We start from the raw sequence: 17,291 nt of genomic DNA on the forward strand, positions 1-17,291 counted from the left end.
GGTCCGTTCCTCTCAGCCGTAGCGGCCGGTGATGTAATCCTTGGTGCGCTCCTGGCGCGGATTGGTGAAGATGTCCGACGTGTTGCCGTATTCGACCAATGTCCCGAGGTGGAAGAAGGCGGTGCGCTGCGAGACGCGCGCGGCCTGCTGCATGTTATGCGTGACGATGACGATCGCGTAGCGGCCCTTGAGCTCGTGGATCAGCTCTTCGATCCGCGCGGTGGCGATCGGATCGAGCGCCGAGCAGGGCTCGTCCATCAGGATCACTTCGGGATCAACCGCGATGGCGCGGGCGATGCACAACCGCTGCTGCTGGCCGCCGGACAGCGCCGTGCCGCTTTCGCTCAGGCGATCCTTGACCTCTTCCCACAGCCCGGCGCGCTTGAGCGATTTCTCGACCACTTCGGCGAGATCGGTTTTGTTCGCGGCGAGCCCGTGGATGCGCGGGCCATAGGCCACGTTTTCGAAGATCGACTTGGGAAACGGGTTGGGCTTCTGGAACACCATGCCGACGCGGGCGCGCAGCTGCACGACGTCCATGCTCGGGGCATAGATATCCTCGCCGTCGAGCCGGATGTCGCCGGTCACCTTCGCGCTGGCGACGGTATCGTTCATCCGGTTGAGCGTGCGCAGGAAGGTCGATTTCCCGCAGCCCGACGGGCCGATGAAGGCGGTGACCTCGTCCTGGTCGACGTCGATCGACACGTCGGTAATCGCCTGTTTCGTGCCGTAGAACACGTTCACGTTTTTGGCGGACATCTTGATGGTCATGACCAGCGGGTCTCGAATCTGTTGCGGAGGTAGATGGCGAGCCCGTTCATCGCGAGCAGGAAGACGAGCAGCACGATGATCGCGGCGGAGGTCTTCTCGACGAAGCCGCGATTGACCTGATCGGACCAGAGAAAGATCTGCACCGGTAGCACGGTGGCGGGATCGGTGATGCGTCCGGGCGGCGCGACCATGAAGGCGCGCATCCCGATCATCAGCAGCGGCGCGGTCTCGCCCAGCGCGCGCGCCATGCCGATTATCGTGCCGGTAAGGATGCCGGGCAGGGCGAGCGGCAAAACGTGGTGGAACACGACCTGGATCGGGCTCGCGCCGACCGCCAAGGCAGCGTCGCGGATCGAGGGCGGCACGCTCTTGATCGCGTTGCGCCCGGCGATGACGATCACGGGCATGGTCATCAGCGCCAGCGTCAGCCCGCCGACCAAGGCGGCGGAGCGCGGCAGATGGAAGAAATTGAGGAACACGGCGAGCCCGAGCAGCCCGAAGATGATCGACGGCACCGCGGCCAGATTGTTGATCGAAACCTCGATCAGATCGGTCCAGCGGTTCCGCGGGGCATATTCCTCGAGATACAGGGCCGAGAGCACGCCGACCGGGAAGGCGATCAGCAGCGTGACGAGCATCGTATAGAGCGAGCCCTTCAGCGCGCCCCAGATGCCGACGGTGGTGGGATCGGTCGAGTCGGAAGCGGTGAGGAAGCTCGGGTTGAAACTGGTCGAGAGCAGCTTCTGCGTGGTCAGTTTCGCGACCGTCGCTTCCGCTTCTGCCGCGCCCTGTCCCTTGGCGGCGATATCGATCGTGTCAGAGGCGGGGACGTCGATGATCGCCGTGCCGCGCAGCAGCGTGGGATCGGCCTTGACCGCGGCGCGGACGCGCAGCCACGCGCCGTCGGACAGCAGTTTGTAACCGTCCTTGCCGAACTGCGCGGTGGCGGCGGCATCGGTGGCGCGCTCGATCCCGGCGGCGGCGAGCGCGAAGTCGGCGCCCGGGCCGGCCAGCCGCGCCGGATCGAGCGTCAGCCCCGCGGCGGGGAAATGGACACGCAGCTTGAGCTGGGTCTGCGTGAAGCCGCCCAGGCCGTTGATCAGCATGGTGATCATCAGGAAGGCGAGGAAGCCGGCCGACAGCACCACCGCCGCCAGCCCGAACAGGCGGAAGCGGCGTTCGGCGGCATAGCGCTTGCGGATGCGGCGCTGCATCGCATTGGTGCGCCAGTCGGTCGGCGCGCGCTCGGCAAGCGGCGTCGACTGCAGCGGCAGGCCGGGGACGAGCGTGTCAGTCATAGGCTTCGCGGTACCGCTTCACGACGCTCAGCGCGACGATGTTGAGGAGCAGGGTGATGATGAACAGCGTGAGGCCGAGCGCGAAGGCGGCGAGCGTCTTGGGGCTGTCGAATTCCGCTTCGCCGGTCAGCAGGTCGACGATCTGCTTGGTCACGGTGGTCGCACTGGCGAACGGGTTGAGCGTCATCGTCGCGACGCCCGACGCCGCCATCACGACGATCATCGTCTCGCCGATCGCGCGGCTGATCGCCAGCAGCACGCCGCCGACCACGCCGGGGAGCGCGGCGGGCAGCACGACCTTGCGGATCGTCTCGCTGCTCGTCGCGCCCATTGCCAGGCTGCCGTCGCGCATCGAAGCGGGGACGGCGGCGATCGAATCGTCCGCCATCGAGGAGACGAACGGTATGATCATCACGCCCATCACCAGGCCGGCGGCGAGCGCGCTTTCCGAGCTTGCCCAGCTGACCCCGATCCACACCGCGAAATCGCGCACCGCCGGCGCGACGGTCAGCGCGGCGAAATAGCCGTAGACCACGGTCGGCACGCCGGCGAGCATCTCAAGGATCGGCTTCATCCAGCGGCGCACGCGCGGGGCGGCATATTGCGTCAGATAGATCGCGCTCATCAGCCCGAACGGGATCGCCACGATCATCGCGATCACCGCGCCGATGAAGAAGGTGCCCCAGAACAGCGGCACCGCGCCGAGCGACGCGCCGGGATCCTTGGCGGAGATCACCTGCGGGCTCCAATGCGTGCCGAACAGGAAATCTGTGATCGGCACGATGCGAAAGAAGCGCGCGGATTCGAACAGCAAAGAGGCGACGATGCCCACCGTCGTGAGGATCGCGATCAGCGAGGCGGCGAGCAGCAGCAGCATCACCACGCGCTCGATCTTGCTGCGCGCCCGATAATCGGCGCGGACGCGGGTATAGGCCCAGGCGCCACAGGCAAAGGCGAGCAGCAAGGCGGCGGCGCTGCCGATCCAGTCGTAGCGCGATTGCGCCGCGGCATAGGCCGGCGCCAGCGTCTCGGCGAGCGGGTGGAACGCGCCATAGCCGCGGCCTTCGGCCAGGTTGCGCGCCTCGGACAGCACGGCGGCGCGCTCGAAGCCCTTGGGTGGCAGCTCCTGCGCCGCCGGATTGGTCAGCACCAGATCGGTGACCAAAGCTGGCGAGGTGAACGACCAGATCGCGATGAACAGAGCGGCGGGCAGCACCGTCCACATCGCGACATGCGTGGCATGATGCGACGGCAGCGAACCGAACCGCGCGCTGGTCTGGCGGCGGAAGCTGACCGCGCGGACGCGGGCGGAGAGCCAGCCGATCAGGCCGAGCCCGATGATCAGAAAGAGTAGCGTGAGGCCGGACATCAGGTAATTCTTTCCCCGGCGAAGTTCGGGCCCCGCCGTCTGCCGGGGGGGCAGCTGAGATGTGGAATGGCCATCACTTCAGCTCCGCCGCATCGAGTGACGTGCGCCTGGCCACCACGGCTGCCGCTGCCGCGCGTACGTCTGGCGGCGAGGCGATCAGCCCCTTGGCCGTCAGCGGCCCGCCCGGGCCCCATGCCGCGACATAGGTCTTGAGGAAATTGGCCAGCCCCGGGATTGCCGTCAGGTGCGCCTTCTTGACGTAGATGAACAGTGGCCGCGATCCGGGATAGCGCCCGTCGGCGATCGTCGCATAGGTCGGCACCACGCCGTTGAGCGGCACGCCGTTCACATTGTCCCGATTCTCTTCGAGATAGGAATAGCCGAAGATGCCGATCGCATTGGGATTGGATTGCAGCTTCTGGACGATGAGATTGTCGTTCTCGCCGGCATCGATATAGGCGCCGTCCTCTCGGATACGGTTGCACAAGGCGGCATAGCCGTCCTTGTCGCTATCCTTCATCGCTTTGGACTGCGGCGCGACTTCCGCGCAGCCTGAGTCGAGGATGAGTTCGGTCAGCGCGTCGCGCGTGCCGCTGGTCGAGGGCGGGCCGTAGACCTGGATCGGCGTGGCCGGCAGCGCGGGATCGATATCGCGCCACAGCCGGTTCGTGTTGGGCCGGCCGCCGGGCGCGGCGGCGAGCGCGCGGTAGATCTGCGCCGGGGTGAGCGTCATTTTCGGGCCGTTCTTGGCCTCGGCAAAGGCGATGCCGTCGAGCCCGACCTGAATCTCCATGATCTCGGTCACGCCGTTCGCGGCGCAGGCCTTGAACTCGGATGGCTTCATGCGCCGCGACGCCGCCTCGATATCGGGATGGCCTGCACCGATCCCTTCGCAGAACAATTTCATGCCCGAGCCGGTGCCGGTCGATTCGATCACCGGCGCCTTGGTGCCGGGCGTGCCGTTGACGAACTGTTCGGCGACGATCGTGGTGAAGGGATAGACGGTCGACGAGCCGACCGCGGTGATATGGTCGCGCGAACCCGCGCCGCCGCCGCTCGCCTGGTCTTCGCAGCCCGCGAGCGCGAGGGCGACAATCGATATGGCGAGAACCCTCAGCACGAAATACCGTCTCCAGCGAAGGCGTATCGGCCCGGCGCGATCCGCCTAGCAGCGGTGAGGGGCTGCATTGTGACAGTGGCGTTGCGGTTTTATGACAAGGACTAAGGTGGCGCCGCTTATGACGCATCGTTCTCCTGCGAAAGCAGGAGCCCAGGATCTCGAACGGTGTCCTTTGCAACCCTGGACTCCTGCGTTCGCAGGAGAACAGTTTTGAGGAGTGCGTTAAGCCCGCCCGCTCGCGCCGTGCGCGGGCAGCAGGATCGATACCGTCGTGCCGGTGCCGACCAGGCTGGTGATGTCGAGCCGCCCGCGATGCCGCTCGACGATATGTTTGACGATGGCGAGGCCGAGGCCGGTGCCGCCGGCGGCGCGGCTGCGGCCGGGATCGACGCGGTAGAATCGCTCGGTCAGGCGCGGCAGATGTTCGGGCGCGATGCCTTCGCCGCGATCGGCGACGCTGAGGCGGATCATCCCGGCCTGTTCCTGCAGCAGCCGCACCGTCACCGGCGCATCCTTGCTGCCATATTTGATGCCGTTGCCGATCAGATTGTGCAGCATCTGGCTGAGCTGCACGCGGTCCCCCGCCACGGGCGGTACGCCGTCGGCGATCTCGACCAGTACTTCGCCCTTGGTGATCTCGCCGCGCACTTCCTCGATCAGATCGGTGAGATCGACCGCACGATCGGGCAGGCGGTATTTCTCCGCTTCGATCCGGCTGAGCGAGATCAGATCCTCGACCAGCCGCTGCATCCGCCGCGCCTCGTCGTCCATGATCTTGAGGAAGCGCGCGCGGATCGCCGGATCGTCGCCGGCTTCCTCGTTGAGCGTCTCGATATAGCCGAGGATCGAGGCGAGCGGGGTGCGCAGCTCGTGGCTGGCATTGGCGACGAAATCGACGCGCATCCGCTCGGCGGCGTAATTGTTGGTCTGGTCGATCAGCTGCACGATGCGCTGCCCGTCGCTGCCCGCACCGACGCGCATCTGCCAGCGCTGGTCGAGCGTGCCCAGGCCGACCAGATCGATCGGCTCGGTCACGCCGGGCGCGATCGGCCCGACCAGCCGTTCGGCGGCGGCGGGGTGGCGGATCGCCATGCGCACGTCCTCGCCGACGATGTGCCGCCCGAGCAGCGCGCGCGCCGGCGCGTTGGCCTGCACCACGCGGCCCCCGGCGACGATCAGGATCGGCTCGACGATCACTTCAAGCACGTCGTCGAGCGCCGGCGCGGGAAGGTCCTCGGCTGCGGGCACGCCGGACTCGGCGATCTCGGCCTCACTCGTGCCAGCGGCGGCAAGCACCGCGGCGATCCCGCCGATCAGCGTCACCAGCGTCGGCTGAATGTCATGCCCGAGCAGGAACACGGCCAGGGCGGCGATCGCGACGATGCCGATCGCGGTTAGCGTACGAAGACCGAAACCATGGAACATCGGGAGCTTCCTTAGCGCAATCGTGCTTAACGCGGCTAGGCCCGCTTGCCAGTTTCCGGGGATTATGAAAGGGCTATAGCATGAGCGATGAGATCCGCGCTGCGGCAACCGCACCCGAAGGCACCACGCGGCGTCGTGCGCTGATGCTGGGCGCGGTCGGCGCGACGGCAGTGATCTCGATCCGCCCGGCGCTGGCGCAGACCAATGCCTCGGTGCTGACGTGCGAAATTCCGGTGCCCGATGCCGGCCGCGCGGGCTCGGCGATCGCTGCCGACGGCTCGGTCGTGCCGGCCGGCACGGCGGGGTCGTTCCCGGCCAACGGCAAGGTGTTCAAGGGCCAGGACGTCAAGGTCGCTTTGTCCGGCGGGCAATTGCCCGGCACCGATTACGAGACCAACCGCGCCTACACCAATTACATCCGCAAGCTGCAATCCGGCACCAGCGGCTTCACCTGCTTCGCGTCGCTGCAGATGCCGCGCGGCTGAGGCCGCGCGTGACCCTGTACCGCGCCTGCCGCGTCGAGACACTGGCGATCGCCTGGCTCGACGATTTCACCGTGGTGTATCATCGCCCGTCGGGCATCACGCACCTGCTCACCGCGCCGGCACCCGAAATCCTTGCGGCGCTTGGCGAAGCGGGGATGACGTTGCCGGATCTGCACGCGCGGCTCGCTGCATCGTTCGAGCTCGGCGATGCCGATGGTGGTGGGCTGCCGGCGCGGATCGCCGAACTGGTCGCCGCCGGTCTGGTCGAGCCGGTATGAGGCACGCCTTTTCGGTGCGGATCGGGCCGGTCGGCTTTCGCGTCGGATCGGACTGGCGCGCGCCGATCGCGCAACTCGCCGACCTGTATGCCGGCTATCCCGCGCCGCAGGATGGCGTGCCCGATTTCACGGTGCGGCTGTTCGCGGCGCGGCCGTGGCGGCGCGTCGTGCGGCCGTCGGTGATGATCGGCGGCGATTACGTGCTGCCCGAAGCAGCGCCGCTGCCGCTCGCGCAGGGGCTGCTTGCCGCGGAAATGGGCATGAACCTGCAGATGGCGCTCGGCCAGCGCCGCTATCTGCTGCTCCACGCCTCCGCGGTCGAGCGCGACGGGCGCGCCTTGCTGATGACCGGCCAGTCCGGCGCGGGCAAATCGACGCTCGCGGCGCTGCTGTCGCGACGCGGCTGGCGACTGATGGGCGACGAATTCGCCTTGCTCGATCCGGCCACCGGCCTGGTCCACGCCTTTCCGCGGCTCGTCAGCCTCAAGAACCAGGCGATCGGCGTGGTCGAGCGCGCGGCACCCGAGGCGCGCTTCGGGCCGCTGCTCGCGGGCACGCCAAAGGGCGATATCCGCCATCTCGTGCCGGATGCCGCGGCCGTCGCGGCGATGGACCGGCCGGCGCGGCCCGCGCTGCTGCTGTTTCCGAGCTTCGGCTTCGACCCCGCCGAGCGGGTCGTCCCGCCGAGCGAAGCGTTCGTGCGGCTGACCCAGGCTTCGACCAATTACGTGGCGCTGGGCGAACGCGGATTCGACGCGCTGACCGGGCTGGTCCAGGCGATCCCGGCCAGGGCGATCGACTATCCCGACACCGACAGCGCGATCGCGCAGGTCGAAGCGGCGTGGGCGGCGTCGTGAGCGCCTACCTCCATATGCGGTACTCCTGCGGACGCAGGAGCCCAGGGCCACGTGCACCGGCGCTTGTGGCTCTGGACCCCTGCTTTCGCAGGGGAACGCTAGGCCAAGGTGCATCCCGATGACCGATGGCTGGCTGCTCGCCCGCGCCTTGCGCAGCCCCGATAGCACGCGTGCGCTGGACGCGGCCGGCTGGACCGACCTGCTCGCCATCGCCCGTGCCGAACAGATGATCGGCACGCTGGCCTATCGGCTCGAGCCGGTGGCAAAGCCGCCCGCCGTCGCGCGCATCCTCGACGACGCGCGTGCCTCGGCCGATCATGGCCGGACGCTGGCTTTGTGGGAGGCGGAGGCCGCGCGCCGCGTGCTGGCGCCGCTCGGCATCAGGCTGGTGCTGCTCAAGGGCACCGCCTTCGTCGCCGCCGACCTGATGGCGGGGCAGGGGCGGTCGATCGGCGATCTCGACATCCTCGTGCCGCATGCGTCGTTGGACGCGGTCGAGGCCGCGTTGCTTGGCGCGGGCTGGGAATGGGTCAAACCCGACCCCTATGACGACGCTTATTATCGGCAATGGATGCACGAGCTCCCGCCGCTGATTCACCGCGATCGCGACCGGATGATCGATGTCCACCACACGATCCTGCCGCTGACCGCGCGCATCACGCCGGATGCGGCGGCGTTGCTGGACGGTACGATCGAGGTGGCGCCGGGGTTGTGGACGCTGTCGCTGGCGGACATGATCGTCCATGCCGCGGCGCATCTGTTCGCCGATGGCGATCTCGCCGGCGGGATGCGCAACCTGTGGGACGTGGATCGCCTGTGCCGCGAGTTCGGCGAAGGCCAGCCCGATTTCTATGCCGCTGTCTGTGATCGCGCCCGACACCACGGCCTGCTGGCGCAAGTCGAACGCGCGTTTCGCCTCTGTGCGCGACTCTATGCTACGCCGCTCACGATCGACCTGGCCAGGCGGCGCAGCGACACGCTCTATCTCCGTCGGCTCACCGCACGCGACGGCTGGGGCCGTGCGACCCGCGCCGTGACGCGCCAGGCCTTCTATATCCGCTCGCACTATCTGCGCATGCCCCCCGCGATGCTGGCGCGGCATTTGTGGACCAAGTGGCGCAAGGGCGGCGCGGGCCCTTCGGCCGGCTGATAGATGTCGCTAAGCTGACTGGCGAGTTCAGCACGCCGACATGCGTACAGTGGCAAACCCCTTCTCGTACAAGTGGATCAATCGAGGGAAGGGTCGCATCATGGCCAATAAACGCTGGACCGATCAGGACGTCGAGGACTTGCGCCGGCGCGTCGAGGCGGGGCAGGGCGTGCGCCAGATCGCCACCGAACTGCAACGCTCGCAGGAAGCGACGCGCGCCCGGATGCAGATGCTTGGCTTGACCAAGCCGCGCCAGTTCAAGGCCGAACGCGCCGCACCGGTCGAACAGCCGGTGCTGCAGGGCGCGGAACAATAGCGGGGGTTCGCGGTTTGATCGACGTTACAAATCAGGGAGAAACAATATGTCCGATTACCGCAACACCGAAACCGTCGTTGTCGAGAAGCGCCGTGGCGCCGGCGCGACGATCGCGATCATCGTGGTCGCCATCCTGGTCATCGTCGGCCTTCTGTTCGCCACCGGCTTCTGGAGCGCGGACGTGAAGAAGGACGGCGCGTTGCCGGAAGTTTCGGTCAAGGGCGGTGAGCTTCCGTCGGTCGATCTCGATTCGAAGGAAGTGGTCGTCGGCACGACGAAGACCGAGGTCGAAGTGCCCAAGGTCAAGACCGAGACCGAAACGGTCGACGTCCCGACCGTCGGCGTCAAGGACAATGGCGAGAAATAAGCCTCGTCGTTCACGCGGATCGAAGGCCCCCGCCCGCAAGGGCGGGGGCCTTTTTCGTGTCCGGGGGGCCGTGGTGCCCGGGCTCTGCGCGGGATCGGATCGCTACGGACAGCGGGGCGCGGCGGCCGGGGTTACGCCGCCAGCCGCTGCAGCGTCGGAATCAGCTCGTCATAGCGGTCGATGATCGCGTCTGCGCCCAACTCCTCGATCGGCTGGTGCAGAAACCCGAAGCTCACGGCGATGCCGGGGATGCCGGCATTCCGCGCCGCCATCATATCGTAGATCGAATCGCCGACGAATGCCGTGCGCGTCACCCCGACCTCGCCGCCCAGCCGGCCGATCATCGCGTCGATCGGCGCCCGGTGCGGCTTCGACAGGCCCTTGCCGAGCGTATCGCCACCGATCAGCGTGGCGAAGCGATCGAGCAGGCCGAGTTCGCCCAGCAGCTTGCGGGCCATGCTTTCGAACTTGTTGGTGACGATCGCGACCTTCACGCCGAGCGCATCGAACCGGTCGAGCGCCTCCAGCGCCCCGGGATAGGGCCGCGATTGGACCGCGATATGTGCTTCGTAATGCGCCAGCATGCGCTTGTAGAGTGGACGGAACGCCTCCGGCGTACACCCGCCGGTCGCCTCCAGCCCGAGCGTCAACATATGCTTGGCACCGCCACCGATCATCGTCTCGACCTGCGCGATGCTGAGCGTCGGTCGCCCGGCAAAGGTCAGCGTTTCGTTCACCGCTGCGGTCAGATCGCCTGCGGTATCGATGAAGGTGCCGTCGAGGTCGAAGCCGACGATCGCGAAGGGAAAGTTGCTCATCAGCGCCGGCGTGCCAGCATTGCTATGGAATTGACACTGTTTTGGTGGCAGGCGGCAAGGAAATGGGAGCCCCGATGACAGCCCGAGACGCGAATCCAGCCCGGCCGATCGCCGCGATCATCCTTGCCGCCGGCAAGGGCACGCGCATGAAATCCGATCTGCACAAGGTGCTCCACCCGATTGCCGGACGGCCGATGCTGCTGCATCTGGCGGCCGCGGTCGCCGAGCTCGGCGCCGAGCGCACCGTGGTGGTCACCGGCGCGGGGCGCGCGCAGGTCGAGGCGGCGGTCGCGCCGCTTGGCATCGCGACCGCGCTGCAAGCCGAACAGCTCGGCACCGCGCATGCCGTGCTGCAGGCCGCGGGGGCGCTCGAGGGTTTCGACGGCACCGTGCTGATCCTCTACGGCGATGTACCGCTGGTCGGCAGCGCGACGATGCGCCGCATGATCGAGACGCTGCAGGGGGCCGACGCGCCGACCGCGGTGGTGCTCGGCTTCCGCCCCGAGACGCCTGGCGCCTATGGCCGGATCATCGCCGATGCCGATGGTCGAATCGCCAAGATGGTCGAGGCCAAGGATGCGACGCCGGCCGAACTGGCCGAGACGTTGTGCAATTCCGGGCTGATGGCGGTGCGGTCGACCGATCTGTTCCGCCTGCTCGCGCTGGTCGGCAACGACAATGCCGCGGGCGAATATTATCTGCCCGATATCGTCATGCTCGCGCAGGCCGAGGGCGGGGCCTCGATCGTGATCGAGACGCATGGCGACGAGGTCGCCGGGGTCAACAGCCGCGGCGAGCTCGCCACCGTCGAGGTGTCGTGGCAGGCTAGGCGTCGTGCGCAGGCGATGGCCGGGGGCGCGACGCTGATCGCACCGGAGACGGTGTGGTTCGCGCACGACACCGTCGTCGGCCGCGACGTGGTGATCGAGCCCAACGTGTTCTTCGGCCCCGGGGTGACGATCGCCGATGGCGCGACGATCCACGGGTTCAGCCATATCGAGGGTGCAACGATCGGCACCGGTGCCGAAGTCGGCCCCTATGCCCGGCTGCGTCCGGGCGCGGTGCTCGGCGAACGATCCAAGGTCGGCAATTTCGTCGAGATGAAGAAGGCCGTGCTGGGGGCAGGGGCCAAGGCCAACCACCTCACCTATCTCGGTGACGCGGAAATCGGCGCGGGCGCCAATATCGGCGCGGGTACGATCACCTGCAATTATGACGGCTTCTTCAAGGCGAAGACCGTGATCGGCGATGGCGCGTTCATCGGATCCAATAGCGCCCTGGTCGCGCCAGTGACGATCGGTGCCGGTGCGATCGTCGCCGCGGGATCGGTGGTGACGGCGGATGTCGAGGCGGACGCGCTGTGCCTGGTTCGCCCGCCGCAGACGTCCAAGTCAGGCTGGGCGAAGCGGTTCCGTGCGGCGATGACGGCTAAGAAAGCTGGCAAGTGATATCATGCGGTGATATCATCACCGCATGGCCAGCCGTGCGCTCATTTCCCTGGGTAATGATCGGATCGCGCAACTCGATCGGATCGCGAAAGCGCGCGGCCTGTCGCGCGCGGCAGTCATTCGCGAGGCCGTCGATCGGGTGATCGAGGAGGATGCAGCCGATATCGACGATCAGGCGCGCCGAAAGGCTGCAATTGACGCCGGGTTCGGTGCCTGGGCACACCGCACGGATATCGGCGATGCGGTCGAATGGCAGCGGCGCGAGCGGGCCGGCTGGACCCGCCCATGGGATGACGATTACGAGAACGTGAAGGCGGAGTTCCCCGATTTGTTCGACGCGGAGGACGATCGGCAGCGCCAGATCTATCTCGATATGCGTGCAAAAAAGGCGGCCGATGATCCGGCGGAGGCCGCTTGAGCGGCTACAGCTTAGACGCGAACATCATCATTGACGCATTGTTGGGTGTCCCCGATGCGAAGCGGGAAATCGATCGCGCGGGACGCTCGGGCACGTTATGGATCAGCCGGATGGCCTGGATTGAAGTTTTGTCCAAGGGGACCATGCAAGAAATTGCATCGGCAGAAGGGTTTATGGGCGCCTTCGACATCGACGAACTCGATGGCGGGATTGCCGCGCGCGCAGCCGCGCTGCGGCGCGAGCTCCCCAAACTGAAATCGCCCGACGCGATCATTCTCGCCTCGGCACAGGCCAACGGCCGCATTCTCGTCACGCGCAATACCAAGGATTTCCCGGCCGAGATGCCGGGCATCCGCGTTCCCTATACTCTCTAACGGCAGACCAGACATGTGCGGCATTGTAGGAATTCTCGGGCATGGGCCCGTGGCGGATCGTCTGCTCGACGGGCTCAAGCGGCTAGAATATCGCGGCTATGATTCGTCGGGCATGTGCACCGTGCATGACGGCCAGTTCGACCGCCGCCGCGCGCCCGGCAAGCTCGCCAATCTCGCGCGCCGCCTGGCCGAGGATCCGCTGCCCGGCGACGGCGGCATTGCGCACACGCGCTGGGCGACGCACGGCGCGCCGACCGAGGATAATGCGCATCCGCACATCGTCGGCGACGTGGTGCTGGTGCACAACGGCATCATCGAAAATTTCAAGCCGCTGCGCGACGAACTGATCGCCGAGGGGCGGCAGTTCCTGTCGCAGACCGATACCGAGGTCGTCGCGCATCTCGTCGATCGCGAACTGTCGCGCGGGTTCAAGCCGAAGGAGGCCGTCGCCAACGTGCTGCCCCGGCTGCACGGCGCGTTCGCGCTGGGCGTGATGTTCAAGTCCGAACCCGATCTGCTGATCGGCGCGCGATTGGGCGCGCCGCTCACCGTGGGCTATGGCGACGGGGAGAATTTCATCGGCTCCGACGCGCTGGCGCTCGCGCCGCTGACGCAGCGCATCGCCTATCTCGAGGAAGGCGACTGGGCCGTCGTCACCCGCGCTCACGTGCAGGTCTATGACAAGAACAACGAGGCGGTGGAGCGGCCGATCGTCAATTCCGGCGCCTCCGGCCAGCTGATGGACAAAGGCAATCACCGCCACTTCATGCAGAAGGAAATCTACGAGCAGCCGGTGGTCGTCGCGCAGACGCTGCGCTCGTATCTCCGCCCGCTCGAGGAACAGGTCGCTTTGCCCGACATGGAGTTCGATCTGGCGGGTGTCGAGCGCGTCGCGATCGTCGCCTGCGGCACGGCATACTATGTCGGCATGATCGGCAAATACTGGATCGAGCAGCTCGCGCGGATCCCGGTCGAGATCGATTTCGCCAGCGAGTTCCGGTACCGCGATCCGGTTTTCACGCCCAACATGCTCGGCGTCGTCATCTCGCAATCGGGCGAGACCGCGGACACGCTGGCGGCGCTGCGCCATATGAAGGAATCGGGCCTTACCACCGGCGGGATCATCAATGTGCCGACCAGCAGCATGGCGCGCGAGGTCGATCTGCTGCTGCCGACGCATGCCGGCCCGGAGATCGGCGTCGCCTCGACCAAGGCGTTCACCTGCCAGCTGGCGGTGATGGCGGCGCTGGCGGTCAACCTGGCGCGTGCCAAGGGCAAGCTCACGGCGGAGGAAGAGCGCGAGATCGTGCATCATTTGCGCGAAGTGCCCGAGGCGATGAGCCATGCGCTGGGCCATGATGCCGAGATCGAGGCGATCGCGCCCAAGATCGCGGCGGCGCGCGACGTGCTGTATCTCGGCCGGGGCCCGGAATATCCGATGGCGCTGGAAGGCGCGCTGAAGCTCAAGGAAATCAGCTATATTCATGCCGAGGGCTATGCCTCGGGCGAGATGAAGCACGGGCCGATCGCGCTGATCGACGATAGCGTGCCGCTGATCGTCATCGCGCCTTCGGGCCCGCTGTTCGACAAGACGGTGAGCAACATGCAGGAAGCGCAGGCGCGCGGCGCGCAGGTCGTGCTGATCTCCGATGCGGAGGGCATTGCCCAGGCCGGCGAGAACACGATCGCGACGATCGAGATGCCCAAGGTCCACCCGCTGATCGCGCCGCTCGTCTATGCCGTGCCGGTGCAGCTGCTCGCTTACCACGTGGCCGTATTCAAGGGCACGGATGTCGATCAGCCGCGCAATCTCGCCAAATCGGTGACGGTCGAATGATCGAAACGCTCTCCACCAATGTCGCGTTCGGCGGCACGCAGGGCGTGTATCGCCACGCGTCCAGCGCGACCGGCACCGACATGACCTTCGCGGTCTATGTCCCGCCGCATGCGCCGGGCGCGAAACTGCCGGTCCTGTGGTATCTATCCGGCCTGACCTGCACGCACGCCAACGTCACCGACAAGGGCGAGTATCGCGCGGCCTGCGCCGAGGCGGGGGTGATCTTCGTCGCGCCGGACACGAGCCCGCGCGGCGACGACGTGCCCGATGACGAAGCGTATGATTTCGGCAAGGGCGCGGGCTTCTATGTCGATGCGACGCAGGCGCCGTGGTCGGCGAACTTCAAGATGCGCTCCTATATCGAGGACGAGCTGCCCGGCGTGATCGCCGCGGCATTTCCCGCCGACATGGCGCGGCAGGGGATCACCGGCCATTCAATGGGCGGGCACGGCGCGCTGACCATCGGGCTGCGCCATCCCGAGCGGTTCAGGAGCGTTTCGGCCTTCGCGCCGATCGTCTCGCCGCTCAACTGCCCGTGGGGCGAGAAGGCACTCGGCGGGTATCTAGGCCCCGACCGTGCGGCGTGGCGCGAATACGATGCCTGCGCGCTGATCGAGGATGGCGCGCGGGTGCCCGACCTGCTCGTCGATCAGGGCGATGCCGATCAGTTCCTCACCGAGCAGCTCAAGCCCGAATTGCTGCGCGCGGCGTGCGACGCGGCGGGGATCGATCTCACGCTCCGGATGCAGCCGGGCTATGATCACAGTTACTATTTCATCTCGACCTTCATGGCCGACCACGTGCGCTGGCACGCCGCGCGGATGGCGCGCTGATGGCACGGTATGATGTCGTGATCGTCGGGGCCGGCCATGCCGGCGCGCAGGCGGCGATCGCGCTGCGCCAGGCCAAGTTCGCCGGCAGCATCGCGGTGATTGGCGACGAGCCGGAGCTGCCGTACGAGCGCCCGCCGCTGTCCAAGGATTATCTTGCCGGCGACAAGCCGTTCGACCGGCTGCTGATCCGCCCGCCGGCCTTCTGGAGCGAGCGCGACGTGGCGATGCTGCTTGGACAGCGCGTGACGGCGGTGGATGCCGCGGCGCATACCGTGTCGGTCGGCGAAACCGCGATCGGCTATGGCCGGCTGATCTGGGCCGGGGGCGGCAGCCCGCGGCGGTTGAGCTGCAGCGGGCATGATTATGCCGGGGTGCACGGCGTGCGCACCCGCGCCGATGTCGACAAGCTGATGACCGAGCTTGCCACCACGACGCGCGTCGTGGTGATCGGCGGCGGCTATATCGGGCTCGAGGCGGCCGCCGTGCTGACCAAGCTCGGCAAGCATGTCACCGTGCTGGAGGCGCAGGACCGCGTGCTCGCGCGCGTCGCCGGCGCGCAACTGTCGCGTTTTTACGAGATGGAGCACCGCGCGCACGGCGTCGAGATTCGGCTCGGCGTGACGGTCGATGTGATCGAAGGTGCTGCCGACAAGGTTACTGGCGTGCGCCTCGCGGACCGTGAGATCGTCCCCGCTGACATGGTAATCGTCGGCATCGGCATCGTCCCCGAAGTCGCGGCGCTGCTTGCCGCCGGCGCAGAGGGCGGCAATGGCGTCGCGGTCGATCGCCACTGCCGCACCAGCCTGCCGGATATCTATGCCATCGGGGATTGTGCGCTGCACGCCAACGATTTCGCCGACGGCGCGCCGATCCGGCTGGAATCCGTCCAGAACGCCAACGATCAGGCGACCTGCGTCGCCAAGGCGATCGCCGGCGTGTCCGACGCGCCGTATCACGCGATCCCGTGGTTCTGGTCCAACCAATATGATCTCAAGCTGCAGACCGTCGGCCTGTCGATCGGCTATGACCAGACCGTGCTGCGCGGCGATCCCGCGACGCGCAGCTTCTCGCTCGTCTATCTCAAGGCCGGCCGCGTGATCGCGCTCGATTGCGTCAATGCGACGCGCGATTACGTGCAGGGCAGGGCGCTGGTGCTGGCGGGCGCGGCGCCTGATCCGGCGCGGCTCGCCGATCCGGGCCAGGTGCTGAAGGAACTCGCATGACGCCGCTGATTGCCGGGATCGAGCTTGGCGGCACCAAGTGCAACCTGATCCTGGCCAGCGGGCCCGAGGATATTCGCGAGCAGGTTCGCATCCCGACGACCACGCCCGAGGAAACGCTGGGCCAGATCGAGGCGGTGCTCGATCGCTGGTCGGGCTATGACGCGCTCGGCATCGCCAGCTTCGGCCCGGTGTCGATCGACCCGCAGGCGGCCGATTACGGCTATATCACCGCGACAACCAAGGCCGGCTGGTCGAACACCGATGTCGCGGGTCGGTTGACCGCGCGTGCCGGGGTGCCGACCGGGTTCAACAGCGACGTCGCCGGCGCGGCGCTCGGCGAAGGCAGGTGGGGCGCGGCGCAAGGCCTTGCCGATCACGCCTATATCACCGTCGGCACCGGCGTCGGCGTCGGCCTGGTGATGCGCGGCGAGCCGACCAACGGCATGACGCATCCGGAACTCGGCCATGTCCGCACCACGCGGCTGGCGGGCGACGACTGGGCCGGGATCTGCAGCTTCCACGGCGCCTGCGTCGAAGGGCTTGCCTCGGGCCCGGCGATCCAGGCGCGCACCGGCGTCCGCGCACCCGATCTGCCGCTCGATCACCCAATATGGGACACGGTGGCGCACACGCTGGCGCAATTGCTCCACACGCTGGTGCTGACGGGCATACCGCGCCGCATCGTGATGGGGGGCGGGGTGATGACCGGCATGCCGCACCTGTTCCCGATGATCCGCGAACGGCTGGTGGCCAGCCTGGGCGATTACGGCGCGACCGGGCTGATCGCCCCGGTCGACGCGTTCGTCGTGCCGGCCGCGCTCGGCAACGATGCCGGGCCGCTCGGCGCGGTCGTACTGGGCCTGCGCGCGCTGACCCGCTGAACGGCGCACCGGCCCGGGACCGT

Annotated in this window: 19 protein-coding genes; 13 read left to right on the plus strand and 6 right to left on the minus strand. The window is 67.3% G+C overall.

The window, feature by feature from the left end; all coding sequences use genetic code 11:
- Positions 1 to 12 precede the first annotated feature (12 nt).
- From pstB to NV401_RS00635, 5 genes are all read right to left on the minus strand, one after another.
- Entirely contained in the window at positions 13 to 771 is a 759-nt protein-coding gene (pstB, locus tag NV401_RS00615) for a phosphate ABC transporter ATP-binding protein PstB (RefSeq protein WP_261292445.1), read from the minus strand.
- On the minus strand, positions 768 to 2,069 hold the full coding sequence (gene pstA, locus NV401_RS00620) for a phosphate ABC transporter permease PstA (protein WP_261292446.1): 1,302 nt from the start codon (positions 2,067 to 2,069) through the stop codon (positions 768 to 770). Before pstA ends, pstB begins: the two co-directional genes overlap by 4 nt.
- Positions 2,062 to 3,438, minus strand: a complete 1,377-nt coding sequence (gene pstC, locus NV401_RS00625) for a phosphate ABC transporter permease subunit PstC (protein ID WP_261292447.1) — start codon at positions 3,436 to 3,438, stop codon at positions 2,062 to 2,064. The genes pstA and pstC overlap by 8 nt, the downstream gene beginning before the upstream one ends.
- A gap of 73 nt (positions 3,439 to 3,511) precedes the next feature.
- Positions 3,512 to 4,555: a substrate-binding domain-containing protein gene (locus NV401_RS00630; RefSeq protein WP_380817286.1), complete on the minus strand. Its 1,044-nt coding sequence runs from the start codon at positions 4,553 to 4,555 to the stop codon at positions 3,512 to 3,514.
- 225 nt (positions 4,556 to 4,780) lie between these two features.
- Complete coding sequence (locus NV401_RS00635; RefSeq protein ID WP_261292449.1) at positions 4,781 to 5,983, minus strand: ATP-binding protein; 1,203 nt, start codon at positions 5,981 to 5,983, stop codon at positions 4,781 to 4,783.
- Between the two features lie 80 nt (positions 5,984 to 6,063).
- Here NV401_RS00635 and NV401_RS00640 point away from each other — a divergent pair, with 80 nt between their 5' ends.
- From NV401_RS00640 to NV401_RS00665, 6 genes are all read left to right on the plus strand, one after another.
- A complete protein-coding gene (locus NV401_RS00640; protein WP_261292450.1) occupies positions 6,064 to 6,468 on the plus strand; it encodes a hypothetical protein in 405 nt (134 codons plus the stop codon).
- A gap of 8 nt (positions 6,469 to 6,476) precedes the next feature.
- On the plus strand, positions 6,477 to 6,746 hold the full coding sequence (locus NV401_RS00645; RefSeq protein ID WP_261292451.1) for an HPr-rel-A system PqqD family peptide chaperone: 270 nt from the start codon (positions 6,477 to 6,479) through the stop codon (positions 6,744 to 6,746).
- The gene (locus NV401_RS00650; protein WP_261292452.1) at positions 6,743 to 7,603 is read left to right on the plus strand and encodes an HprK-related kinase A; all 861 of its coding nucleotides are present in this window, start codon (positions 6,743 to 6,745) and stop codon (positions 7,601 to 7,603) included. Before NV401_RS00645 ends, NV401_RS00650 begins: the two co-directional genes overlap by 4 nt.
- A gap of 118 nt (positions 7,604 to 7,721) precedes the next feature.
- Entirely contained in the window at positions 7,722 to 8,753 is a 1,032-nt protein-coding gene (locus NV401_RS00655; protein WP_261292453.1) for a nucleotidyltransferase domain-containing protein, read from the plus strand.
- A gap of 100 nt (positions 8,754 to 8,853) precedes the next feature.
- Entirely contained in the window at positions 8,854 to 9,069 is a 216-nt protein-coding gene (locus tag NV401_RS00660; RefSeq protein WP_261292454.1) for a hypothetical protein, read from the plus strand.
- A gap of 46 nt (positions 9,070 to 9,115) precedes the next feature.
- A complete protein-coding gene (locus tag NV401_RS00665) occupies positions 9,116 to 9,436 on the plus strand; it encodes a hypothetical protein (protein WP_261292455.1) in 321 nt (106 codons plus the stop codon).
- A gap of 131 nt (positions 9,437 to 9,567) precedes the next feature.
- Here NV401_RS00665 and NV401_RS00670 read toward each other — a convergent pair whose 3' ends face one another.
- Entirely contained in the window at positions 9,568 to 10,254 is a 687-nt protein-coding gene (locus NV401_RS00670) for an HAD-IA family hydrolase (protein ID WP_261292456.1), read from the minus strand.
- A gap of 74 nt (positions 10,255 to 10,328) precedes the next feature.
- Here NV401_RS00670 and glmU point away from each other — a divergent pair, with 74 nt between their 5' ends.
- From glmU to NV401_RS00705, 7 genes are read left to right on the plus strand one after another with little or no spacing between them, the layout of a single operon-like run.
- Positions 10,329 to 11,702 carry a bifunctional UDP-N-acetylglucosamine diphosphorylase/glucosamine-1-phosphate N-acetyltransferase GlmU gene (gene glmU, locus NV401_RS00675; RefSeq protein WP_261292457.1) on the plus strand — a complete coding sequence of 458 codons (1,374 nt, stop codon included), beginning with the start codon at positions 10,329 to 10,331 and terminating at the stop codon, positions 11,700 to 11,702.
- Between the two features lie 25 nt (positions 11,703 to 11,727).
- Positions 11,728 to 12,120: a ribbon-helix-helix domain-containing protein gene (locus NV401_RS00680; protein ID WP_261292458.1), complete on the plus strand. Its 393-nt coding sequence runs from the start codon at positions 11,728 to 11,730 to the stop codon at positions 12,118 to 12,120.
- A complete protein-coding gene (locus NV401_RS00685; protein ID WP_261292459.1) occupies positions 12,117 to 12,494 on the plus strand; it encodes a PIN domain-containing protein in 378 nt (125 codons plus the stop codon). Before NV401_RS00680 ends, NV401_RS00685 begins: the two co-directional genes overlap by 4 nt.
- A gap of 13 nt (positions 12,495 to 12,507) precedes the next feature.
- On the plus strand, positions 12,508 to 14,331 hold the full coding sequence (gene glmS / locus NV401_RS00690; RefSeq protein ID WP_261292460.1) for a glutamine--fructose-6-phosphate transaminase (isomerizing): 1,824 nt from the start codon (positions 12,508 to 12,510) through the stop codon (positions 14,329 to 14,331).
- A complete protein-coding gene (gene fghA, locus NV401_RS00695; RefSeq protein WP_261292461.1) occupies positions 14,328 to 15,164 on the plus strand; it encodes an S-formylglutathione hydrolase in 837 nt (278 codons plus the stop codon). The genes glmS and fghA overlap by 4 nt, the downstream gene beginning before the upstream one ends.
- Positions 15,164 to 16,387: an NAD(P)/FAD-dependent oxidoreductase gene (locus NV401_RS00700; protein WP_261292462.1), complete on the plus strand. Its 1,224-nt coding sequence runs from the start codon at positions 15,164 to 15,166 to the stop codon at positions 16,385 to 16,387. Before fghA ends, NV401_RS00700 begins: the two co-directional genes overlap by 1 nt.
- Positions 16,384 to 17,268, plus strand: a complete 885-nt coding sequence (locus NV401_RS00705; protein ID WP_261292463.1) for an ROK family protein — start codon at positions 16,384 to 16,386, stop codon at positions 17,266 to 17,268. Before NV401_RS00700 ends, NV401_RS00705 begins: the two co-directional genes overlap by 4 nt.
- Positions 17,269 to 17,291 lie beyond the last annotated feature (23 nt).

Source organism: Sphingomonas hylomeconis (genome assembly GCF_025370105.1).
Taxonomy (GTDB): Bacteria; Pseudomonadota; Alphaproteobacteria; order Sphingomonadales; family Sphingomonadaceae; genus Sphingomonas; species Sphingomonas hylomeconis.